The sequence below is a fragment of the Microcystis sp. M079S1 genome (assembly GCF_020246425.1).
Lineage (GTDB): Bacteria > Cyanobacteriota > Cyanobacteriia > Cyanobacteriales > Microcystaceae > Microcystis > Microcystis aeruginosa.
The window spans coordinates 1-8,862 of record NZ_JADBSZ010000193.1; the positions used below are offsets into that span (position 1 = coordinate 1).

12 protein-coding genes and 4 pseudogenes are annotated in these 8,862 nt (G+C 39.5%); 3 read left to right on the plus strand and 13 right to left on the minus strand.

Annotated elements, in window-relative coordinates; genetic code table 11:
• Positions 1-240: pseudogene (locus IM456_RS12570) on the minus strand (hypothetical protein); the annotation flags it as partial.
• A gap of 314 nt (positions 241-554) precedes the next feature.
• Between IM456_RS12570 and IM456_RS12575 the strand changes: the two are divergent.
• The 3 genes and pseudogenes from IM456_RS12575 (at position 555) to cobO (ending at position 3,032) form a co-directional block, all read left to right on the plus strand.
• On the plus strand, positions 555-983 hold the full coding sequence (locus tag IM456_RS12575) for a QcrA and Rieske domain-containing protein (protein WP_149987234.1): 429 nt from the start codon (positions 555-557) through the stop codon (positions 981-983).
• A gap of 583 nt (positions 984-1,566) precedes the next feature.
• A pseudogene (locus tag IM456_RS12580) lies at positions 1,567-2,352 on the plus strand (Uma2 family endonuclease).
• Positions 2,353-2,426: 74 nt separating this feature from the next.
• On the plus strand, positions 2,427-3,032 hold the full coding sequence (cobO, locus tag IM456_RS12585; protein ID WP_149987236.1) for a cob(I)yrinic acid a,c-diamide adenosyltransferase: 606 nt from the start codon (positions 2,427-2,429) through the stop codon (positions 3,030-3,032).
• Here the strand turns inward: cobO and IM456_RS12590 are convergent, their stop codons facing one another.
• From IM456_RS12590 to IM456_RS12645, 12 genes and pseudogenes are all read right to left on the minus strand, one after another.
• Positions 3,033-4,214, minus strand: coding sequence for an aldo/keto reductase (locus tag IM456_RS12590; RefSeq protein WP_149987237.1), 1,182 nt, complete (start codon positions 4,212-4,214; stop codon positions 3,033-3,035). It lies immediately after the preceding gene.
• Between the two features lie 119 nt (positions 4,215-4,333).
• Positions 4,334-4,528: pseudogene (locus IM456_RS12595) on the minus strand (DUF433 domain-containing protein); the annotation flags it as partial.
• A gap of 283 nt (positions 4,529-4,811) precedes the next feature.
• Positions 4,812-4,991: pseudogene (locus IM456_RS12600) on the minus strand (DUF2283 domain-containing protein); the annotation flags it as partial.
• A gap of 267 nt (positions 4,992-5,258) precedes the next feature.
• Positions 5,259-5,543 carry a DUF2442 domain-containing protein gene (locus tag IM456_RS12605; RefSeq protein ID WP_149987239.1) on the minus strand — a complete coding sequence of 95 codons (285 nt, stop codon included), beginning with the start codon at positions 5,541-5,543 and terminating at the stop codon, positions 5,259-5,261.
• Between the two features lie 3 nt (positions 5,544-5,546).
• Complete coding sequence (locus IM456_RS12610) at positions 5,547-5,807, minus strand: DUF4160 domain-containing protein (RefSeq protein ID WP_287694368.1); 261 nt, start codon at positions 5,805-5,807, stop codon at positions 5,547-5,549.
• Positions 5,808-5,836: 29 nt separating this feature from the next.
• Positions 5,837-6,031: a DUF1902 domain-containing protein gene (locus IM456_RS12615; RefSeq protein ID WP_149987241.1), complete on the minus strand. Its 195-nt coding sequence runs from the start codon at positions 6,029-6,031 to the stop codon at positions 5,837-5,839.
• A gap of 73 nt (positions 6,032-6,104) precedes the next feature.
• Positions 6,105-6,377: a type II toxin-antitoxin system VapC family toxin gene (locus IM456_RS12620; protein WP_287694375.1), complete on the minus strand. Its 273-nt coding sequence runs from the start codon at positions 6,375-6,377 to the stop codon at positions 6,105-6,107.
• Positions 6,378-6,487: 110 nt separating this feature from the next.
• On the minus strand, positions 6,488-6,715 hold the full coding sequence (locus tag IM456_RS12625; protein ID WP_149987242.1) for a type II toxin-antitoxin system Phd/YefM family antitoxin: 228 nt from the start codon (positions 6,713-6,715) through the stop codon (positions 6,488-6,490).
• Between the two features lie 264 nt (positions 6,716-6,979).
• On the minus strand, positions 6,980-7,213 hold the full coding sequence (locus IM456_RS12630) for a type II toxin-antitoxin system RelE family toxin (protein WP_253881301.1): 234 nt from the start codon (positions 7,211-7,213) through the stop codon (positions 6,980-6,982).
• A gap of 58 nt (positions 7,214-7,271) precedes the next feature.
• A complete protein-coding gene (locus IM456_RS12635; protein WP_002795640.1) occupies positions 7,272-7,454 on the minus strand; it encodes a hypothetical protein in 183 nt (60 codons plus the stop codon).
• Positions 7,455-7,808: 354 nt separating this feature from the next.
• Positions 7,809-8,147, minus strand: a complete 339-nt coding sequence (locus IM456_RS12640; RefSeq protein ID WP_012267885.1) for a XisI protein — start codon at positions 8,145-8,147, stop codon at positions 7,809-7,811.
• Entirely contained in the window at positions 8,135-8,554 is a 420-nt protein-coding gene (locus IM456_RS12645; RefSeq protein WP_149987243.1) for a XisH family protein, read from the minus strand. Before IM456_RS12645 ends, IM456_RS12640 begins: the two co-directional genes overlap by 13 nt.
• Positions 8,555-8,862 lie beyond the last annotated feature (308 nt).

Sequence of the window (8,862 nt, forward strand, 5' to 3'; positions counted from 1 at the left end):
CGCCGTAAAAGGTTCTAATTCTTGATTTTTGGGGAATTGATCGACGTTAAAAAGTCCCCCGTCCGGCAATCCCGCACCCTGATTTCTGAGGTTGATAATGCAGCGGACTCGCGGTTTTAGGGTTTTACCGATTTCGTTAAGGAGAGTTTCAAGAGTGCCGTAGTAGGAGGTTTCTTTTACCGCTGCTTGGGAGGAGTGGATTTCTTGCAGGTTGCGAAAATAATTGACGAGGGGATTCATTAGGAGTCTTGTAAAAATCAAAAATTGTTGTTAGGGTTAGGAGTCAGGAGTCGGTCGTCAGGAGTCAGTAGAATTAAGAATGAATAATAATTAACTAAATAGTCTATTTACATATTTTATGCCATTTAATCCTTATTTTTGCCATTTTTGAACCATCAAAAATTAATTATTGGTCGCAACTAGCTTCTGAACCCTAATCCTGGTCAGGCGTTTGCTTACAGACCCTCTCTACTCGCACTTAGAAATTAATTGAATGGAAAGAGCTTCTACGGTACAGTGAAAGTTAACGTTGCTGTTGGAAAAAACCTAATCCCATGAATCGTCGTGAATTTGTTGCCCTCGTTGGTGTTGGCGGAGCCATGGCTTGCGCCCCAGAAATCCTAGCGACGGCTACCGACCAAGAGATGACCCCGGCCCAAGCGGCGGATGGCTTTGTGAAAGTGACGGGCATTACCCTCAAAGAATTGGAAGCCAAAGGCAGTTTTCTGGATAAAAAATCCCCCGTCGGCTCCTTGCTCCTGATCTGGGAGAAAAAGGCGAAAAAGATCAGTGCAGTAAACCCGACTTGTACCCATGAAGGCTGTACGGTGAAATGGGATACTGGCGCACAGATTTTAGCTTGTCCCTGCCATCCGGGAAAATTTATCGCCACTGGGGTCGTCACGAATAAACCCCCAAAACGCAATCTAACCACCTATCAAGTCAAGGTCGAAAAAGACGTTATTTTCGTGAAAAAAGCTTAACGGGGTTGACGGAATAAGCTAAACGGCGCTTAACCTGCATGATCCAACAGCTATAACCCTTTTGGAGTCTATATCGGTGATCCGAAGTAAAAGCCGTTTAGCTTACCATGCCTTTGGCTTTTTTCTAGTGTGATCGCCTTGACGCAAACTCTGAAAATATGGAACGCGGCCGCCTTTACATGAGCTAAAAATCTAAAACGAGATCGCCTTTACATAAACTGAATTTTGAGATGCAATCGCCTTACCGAAAACTTGGGTTTAAGGTTCCCCGCCCTTTAGCGTAGCAGTAGAATGTAGGGTGCGTTAGAAGGCGACAATCTTTGCTTAAACTTGAATCTAACCATCCGTCGTAACGCACCACTGGAGCAATTAGGATTAAATAATGTAGAATGTAGGGTGCGTTAGAAGGCGACAATCTTTGCTTAAACTTGAATCTAACCATCCGTCGTAACGCACCTATCTATCATTAATTTATTTGGTGCGTTACGCTATTGAAGGGCGCACCCTACTACTACTACATTCATAATTGATAATTTCTCATAGCTGTTATAATTAGATAAATGTCCCAGCTAGGGGAAAAACTATGACAACTCTCGACATTTTACCAGAAGTTACCTGTCCCCCCACCGATTTATGGAGTGATGAACCACCCTTGGAAAGTGATTTACACCTGCAACAGATCATAATTCTTCTCAGTTGTCTAGAATTATTATGGCAAGAGAAAAACGATTACTACGCTTCCGGTAATCTGACTATCTACTATAACGAAGAACAACTGAAAAAGCGCGATTTCTGTGGGCCAGATTTTTTTGTGGTTTTAGATACAGAAAAACGTCCCCGCAAAAGTTGGGTGGTTTGGTGAGAACAGGGTAAATATCCCAATGTGATCGTGGAGATTCTTTCCGATTCTACGGCCAATATTGACCGCAATAATAAGAAAATTCTCTACCAAAATACTTTTCGCACTCCTAATTATTTTTGGTTCGATCCTAATACCTTAGAATTCCAAGGATTTACGATACTTGAGGGACAATATCAAGCTATTTCTCCCAATGACTGGGGTTATCTATGGAGTGAACAGTTAGGATTATATTTAGGCATATTTGACCGTAAACTGCGTTATTTTACCGCCGGTGGTCAATTGGTTCCCACTCCCCAAGAAGCTGAATTACAGCAAAGACAAGCAAAGGAACAGATTCTTTTAGAAAAGGAACAGGCTCTTTTAGAAAAGGAACAGGAACGACAGGCAAAAGAACAGGCTCTTTTAGAAAAAGAACAGGCTCTTTTAGAAAAAGAACAAGAACAACAAGCCAAGGAAAGATTAGCGGCAAAATTACGAGAATTAGGCATCAATCCTGAGACAATTTAGCCGGTCAAAATCTTCAGATAGCGATCAATAACCCCTTGAGTTACAATTATCTTGATTTGACTGGACAGACCCGAATGCAACTCACTCCCGAACAATACAAAGAAAAAATGCAGCGCCGCAAGGTCATCCAAGAGGAACGTTTAGCCGAAAAAATCGCTGAAAAAGGTTTAATTATCGTTAATACCGGCGATGGTAAGGGAAAAACCACGGCAGCCCTCGGTATGGTTTTACGTTCCCTCGGTCATGGTTACAAAGTGGCGGTGGTACAATTCATCAAAGGTGCTTGGGAACCTGCCGAACAGAAGATTTTTAGCGCTTGGGGGGAACAAATCGAGTTTTATGCTATGGGGGAAGGTTTCACCTGGGAAACTCAAGATAGAGAAAGAGATATAGAGAAAGCCCAAGAAGCATGGCAAAAAGCCCTAACTTTTCTCGAAAATCCCCAATATAAATTAATTTTACTCGATGAGATCAATATCGCCCTTAAATTCGGTTATCTGGATATTCAGGAAGTTATCGCTGGTTTAGCCCGAAAAACCGCTAATTGTCACGTTATTCTCACTGGTAGAGGAGCTTTACCCGAATTAATCGAGATAGCGGATTTAGTCACGGAAATGAAGTTAATTAAACATCCCTTTCGTCAACAGGGAGTGAAAGCGCAACCCGGCATCGAATTTTAATTAACTACTGCTTAAGCGTTGTACCGTCTCTCCCGACAATAATCGATGAGTTTCGGCGAGAAGATAAGGAATTTTATTAGCGTGGGGACTAGCGGCTAAACAGGCAGTTAAATCGAGTTTTTCCACCTCTTTTGCCTGTTGACCGGGGAACCAGTGACCCCCATTCCCCAAGAGATTGTATCTGGCCCTCGCAAAGTCAATCATATCGTAGGCGATAGCGAGATTGTGTAACCAGAGGATAGAAGGAATATTGATGTGATTGGGGGTATTTTCCCAGCTAGGTAAACCCACGGACCAAGTTTTCACCCAATTATCGCCTAAACAGTTGATCATCTCCCCTTGCAATCTCTCGATAATTGCCGGTAAAATCTCCTCGGGGCGATCGAGTAAGGGTAAAGTTTTCAGGTGTTCATCAAAATCTCTGGCTCGCGCAGCACCGATACTAAGGGTATGGACGGCCGGATGACTGAGACAGAATAGGTCATTAAAAACCATCGGACTGAGAGGAGAACAGAGAGCGACGAGCTTAGGGGGAGGATTGTAGAGATGGCCGCCCTTATCGGAGGGACTAATGATAAAAACGCCCATATCGTGCTGTTTTGCCGCTTCTATCGCTGGCCAGTTATTCTGAAAAATATAGTACCAGTGCAAATTGAGGTAATCGTAACAATTTGTTGCAATGGTCTTGACAATTACATCAGTTGGTGCATGGGTGGAGAAACCGATAAAACGAACTTTTCCCTGTTGCTGTAATTTTTTCGCCTCTTGCCAACAACCGCCCTCGGCCATAGTATCATCGAGAATTTCCTCGGTGTTGATGCCATGGATGCCCAACAAATCCACATAATCTAACCGTAAAAATTGCAGGGATTGCTCAAATTTACGGCGAAATTCCCGCACATCTTGACTAGGAGAAACTTTCGTCTGCACGATAATCTTTTCCCTCGGTAGTTGCGGCAAAATTTTGCCCAATTGCATCTCGGAAGTGCCGTAACCCCTAGCGGTTTCGATGTGATTAATCCCCACTTCCAGAGATTTATTGATAATTGCCTCTAAATTGCCTTGATTCTCGTCGGGAATTTGCGACATCGGCACATCCTGCCACTGAAATTGATAGCGCATTCCCCCACAGGAAAACACTGGCATTTGTAGATTAGTGCGACCGAAACGACGATACTGCATATATTCAGTTATCAGTGAACAGTTATCAGATTGTAGTTTTAAGTAGACAGTGTTAGGTGAAAACCTCGGTACTTTCTTTGTCAACTCTTGAGGTTGATGCGTTTCATTTTTGAATTGGCATAGTATGAAAGGGCGGCGTAAATATCGGCTAGGGTAATGCTGGGATAATGATCAACAATTTCATCGGGTGACATTCCCATGCGTTCGTGCCAAATAACGACATCTTGGACTTTGATACGATGACCTGCGATGCGCGGTTTACCGCTACAGGTTTCTGGGGTAATTTCAATGTGATTGATTAAAGTTGTTGCCATTGATAATCCTGATAATTTGTTGATATTTATTGAATAAATTAAATAAACCCCGTCTAACTTGAAACCCATAGTTTTTTGATTGCGCAAGGCGATCCCCCTATATCCCCCTTAAAAAGGGGGACTTGTTTCTGAGATGTCTCTAAAAAAACTACAGTTTCCAAAATGGATGTGGTTTAGTTGAAATTTGACAAAAGCTGAGGTTCATCTACCAAAAGGGTTATTCACTCAATTTTACTACATTCTCCTGAGTTTTTGCAAAATAATTTCGTTATGACAAATCTTCTCAACTTGAAGCTAATTGAGGTGCGACAATAGTTTCGAGGGAAAAAGCATTCATATCCGTTAAGCTTTTGGTGTGTTCCAAGGTGATCGCACAAATATTCCCCTGCTTATCAAGATCGACCAAGGTATTTTCATTGATTTCTTGAGTCTCGACAATAGGATTGTTATTGAACTCTAAATAGGGCTTGCTGAATAAATCTAAAAACCTTGCTGGATAAGACTTTTAGACTTTTTGTCAATCAAAAAGTACCGGATATGGGAGTGATCGGGGGGAAAATTCAGGTACTTTTTCCCTGAAAATTAGGTAATTGACCCCCTCAAAATCGGTAAAACCCCACACCCCACACCCCACACCCTGCCCCCACGAAAAACTTTTTCAGCAAACCCTAAATATAGAGTGTCCGTATCTTGAAAGTAGGTGATTTTCATGGCTTAAAATTCCTGTACTTTAAATAAGTTGTAAGTCATCTTTTTCTAAGTCGTTAAGAGATTGATTCGTGATGAGAGAATAAAGAACATCAGGGTCTAAATCAGCCCCATTTTCCCAATAAATTGTTCCCCAATCAGGGTTAATTTTGACCGTTTTAAAAAAATCTAAGTCTTTGAGCGGTTGAAAAATGCCAACAAACTCGATAATTTCTTCAAGATTAATAATCCCCTCTTGATCATCTTCAAACTTAAGATAAAGTTGATAATTATTTAGAGGTTTCACTTCAATAATATCTTTTAGCATGGTTTATTCTAATGGGAGGATTGGTTGTAAAGGTTCATTAAGTCTAGCAAGTTGCCAATTTTCCTTTAATTCTTGTTGATGAATAGCAGCCCATTCAATTACTAAACCAAGAATCCTCGGAGATAATTGACCTTGTAAAATAGTGAGATTTTTAATGTCAATAATCGCCTTTTGTTGATTATAACGAACATGAAAATGAGCAGGTGTATTGTTGTTATAGTACATAATGATAATAATTCCTAAAAAACGACTAATTTCTGGCATTGCGAATTTAAGATTATCTATAATTTGTGTTAAATGGTGATCACAAGCTGATCTTTTGTTTCCAATTCTAATAGGATGGGAATTAAGTCTTTGGCAATATCAATGACGGCATCTATTGTATCAGCTTCAGCGATAAGTCCTTGTATATCGTGACTGGTGGCGACATAGTAATCTTGTCCGTTTTCCTTAAATCGTTCAATGGTTAGGTTAATTTGGTTTTGCATGGAAAATCAATAGGGTTTAAAGTTTGCCTGTTAGTTTTTGTGATTAATTTGCTAAAGTTTCTTCTTTTCAGGTTTACCACAATAAATTTTCAGTATATCGCTTAAACAACTCATCCTTAGTGAGAATCGGAATATTTTCAGTTAAGCTTTGAGCGATTATTAGGCTATCAAAAGGATCTTTATGGTAATAAAGGAGTGTTTTGAGTTGTTCGAGATGTTCAGCATTAATAGATAGTATATCAAAGCCGTTACCATAAACATAATTTTGAATTAAATCTGGGAAATTTGTCTTCAACTCTAATCTGTTAAGACTGGCTTTGATGGACATTTCCCAAAGACTAGCGATACTTAATCACTTTTGATATTGACTATTTTCGATAAAATAACGAGCAGAATCACTTAGATTATCATCACCTTCGATAAACCATAAAAAGGCGTGGTTATCCCTTAAAATTTTCATGGCATATAGTCCTCAAAGTCTTCAATGGGATTATCAAAACTGTCAAGCATTTTGACTATTCCTTTTGCGCCTCCATATTGAGGACGCTTAAGGCTGGGAGAGATAGAAATGAGTTGAAAGTCTTGACCTTCATTATTTTGAATAATAATTTCTTGGTCTTCTGCGGCGGCTTTAAGGAGTTCAGGGAGTTGACTTTGGGCTGCGTTTAAAGTTAGTTTTATCATAGCTTTATTGAGTTAACTTTTAATTTTTTAGCTGATAATTTACTTTATTTTTGTCTAATTTATTATGAATTTATTCAAAAATTTTTTTACAATCTTTAAACAATAAAATTACCAATTTTTGTCATAATTTAAGCACTTGTTGGCAATAGCTGAGGGCAAGTTCAGGGCGATTGGTTTTGTGGGCGATTTCAGCGAGAAACACCAATTCGGATTTGAAGTAGCGCAATGTTTCTAAATTATTGGCGATAGACTTCTCTGCGATGTTTACATTGCAAGATGAGTATTGTCTGTGGGAGCATCATCAATTTCATAACGCACTCGATAATCACCGATACGGAGACGGTATTCCTGTTCAGAATTTTTTAATTTAACAATGCCAGAAGGACAGGGTTCTATTTCCAAACCCTTAATTTTTTCAAGAATACGACCTTTCATAGCATTGGGTAAGTCATCAATCTGTTTTTGTACAGATTTAGAGATTTGAATACTATAACCCATTATGATTTAATCCTTGCTCAAGTATTGTTCAAGGGTCACATAGTCGCCTGATTGATATTCATCCCGAACTTGCTGAAGTTCTGCTAGGGGTTTCCTCGTCGTCTTGATAGGAAGCCTCTTCTGCTTGAAAAATTTGTTGTTCTAGTATTTCTAATAATTGTTGTTTTTGCGTTAAGTCAAGGGATTTAATGGCTTCGGTTAGAGATTCAAACGTAATTTTAAGATTGATGGTGGTACTCATGGAATTTCTCCTATTTGGATAAAAAGTTAAATTTTGAGAATTGCTTTAATTTTCATGGTTGGTATAAGTGGGTGGGTGGAATTAAATATAAGATGAACGTAGGTTGGGTTGAAGCATGAAACCCAACGCCTGCTCATGTTACGCTACCGCTAACCCATCCTACAAATAATTGTGCCTCCCTACTTAGCTGATCAAGGGTTTCTAATTTCCTTCTAATGTAACCTGAATTTTTACGAGGAGTTCCTCTCCGTCTTTTATTAGGGGAATGCCTAGCTCCTGGGGGAATTTAAGGGCTTGTTGGCAATAGTTGAGAGCGCGATTGCGGTCTTGAGAATTGTCCATCATATTTGAACGTTAAGCGACAGCAAAGCCTGTATAGGGTCTAATTTCAGGGGATTTAAAGGCTAAAATAATCTGGTTTTGAGGGATTCCCGCAGCTACTAATTCATCGGCAATACCATCCTCAGTTCCGTCGTGTTGAATCCAAATTTTTTGATCAATAATATCAATATGTAATAGGGTTCCGTAGATTCGATAACCATTTTGCCAACCTGTTTCAACCAATAAATAGCGATCGCGGGTTTGATCTAGGACTAATTCGATTTGGATTTGGCGATCTGTGTCGAGGAAGTCGGCATAATCTTGGAATGTTTTTTCAATAATTTGCCGATATTGGGCAATTAAGGAAGCCATCTTACAATTACCTCCTGGTTGGGATCAAAACTAAATAACTGAATAATACCATCTTCAATTAAGGTTTGACCTGCTTCTTCTTCAAACACTGTTTTGCAGGTGTTTTCGCTAACAGCCAAAAATAGTTTATATTCGGGATAATAACGCCTTAAAAGATGGGTATAAACGACAAATTGACCAACTGCTTCTTGGCGGTCTTTCATATCAGAGGGACGAGTAAAGCTCTTAACTTCAATGGCTATTTTTTCTGTTCCTTTTTCTGCGGCTAATAGTCTTTCTGCTCCCAAATCAACAAACAGGTTTTTACCTCTTGCTAAACGAATCCGTAGGGGGTCATGGGTAATTGTCCAGCCGTCTTTGATTAGGGCGTGTTTTACACAATCATGGAAAATATCTTTGGCAGGCATTTTCATGCTGTTCTATATAAACTCTATGTGATTATACATTTCTTCTGGTTCAAGAATTTCCCAGATTAAGAGTAGTCCTCGAATTATTTGACCAATAGATTTACTTTGTTGGGGACAGTAAGCAATTCCTGCATGAGTTATAGATGATTGATTGATTCTTAAAAAATCAGTAAGCTAAAACGCACTTAAACCACCTAAAATAGAAATAGTAACTTGAGAAAAATCCTACTTATGCCAGCCAAAGATTTCCTAGACTTAGAAGAAAAGAAAAACTTACAAAAAGCTCTTAAAGAAGAAGAAAGAGCAGA

Bases quoted from the DNA above. Each gene is read 5' to 3' on its own strand.
- IM456_RS12575 (WP_149987234.1), top strand. From the start codon at position 555: ATGAATCGTCGTGAATTTGTTGCCCTCGTTGGTGTTGGCGGAGCCATG.
- cobO (WP_149987236.1), top strand. From the start codon at position 2,427: ATGCAACTCACTCCCGAACAATACAAAGAAAAAATGCAGCGCCGCAAG.
- IM456_RS12590 (WP_149987237.1), bottom strand. From the start codon at position 4,214: ATGCAGTATCGTCGTTTCGGTCGCACTAATCTACAAATGCCAGTGTTT.
- IM456_RS12605 (WP_149987239.1), bottom strand. From the start codon at position 5,543: ATGCTAAAAGATATTATTGAAGTGAAACCTCTAAATAATTATCAACTT.
- IM456_RS12610 (WP_287694368.1), bottom strand. From the start codon at position 5,807: ATGCCAGAAATTAGTCGTTTTTTAGGAATTATTATCATTATGTACTAT.
- IM456_RS12615 (WP_149987241.1), bottom strand. From the start codon at position 6,031: ATGCAAAACCAAATTAACCTAACCATTGAACGATTTAAGGAAAACGGA.
- IM456_RS12625 (WP_149987242.1), bottom strand. From the start codon at position 6,715: ATGATAAAACTAACTTTAAACGCAGCCCAAAGTCAACTCCCTGAACTC.
- IM456_RS12630 (WP_253881301.1), bottom strand. From the start codon at position 7,213: ATGGGTTATAGTATTCAAATCTCTAAATCTGTACAAAAACAGATTGAT.
- IM456_RS12635 (WP_002795640.1), bottom strand. From the start codon at position 7,454: ATGAGTACCACCATCAATCTTAAAATTACGTTTGAATCTCTAACCGAA.
- IM456_RS12640 (WP_012267885.1), bottom strand. From the start codon at position 8,147: ATGGCTTCCTTAATTGCCCAATATCGGCAAATTATTGAAAAAACATTC.
- IM456_RS12645 (WP_149987243.1), bottom strand. From the start codon at position 8,554: ATGCCTGCCAAAGATATTTTCCATGATTGTGTAAAACACGCCCTAATC.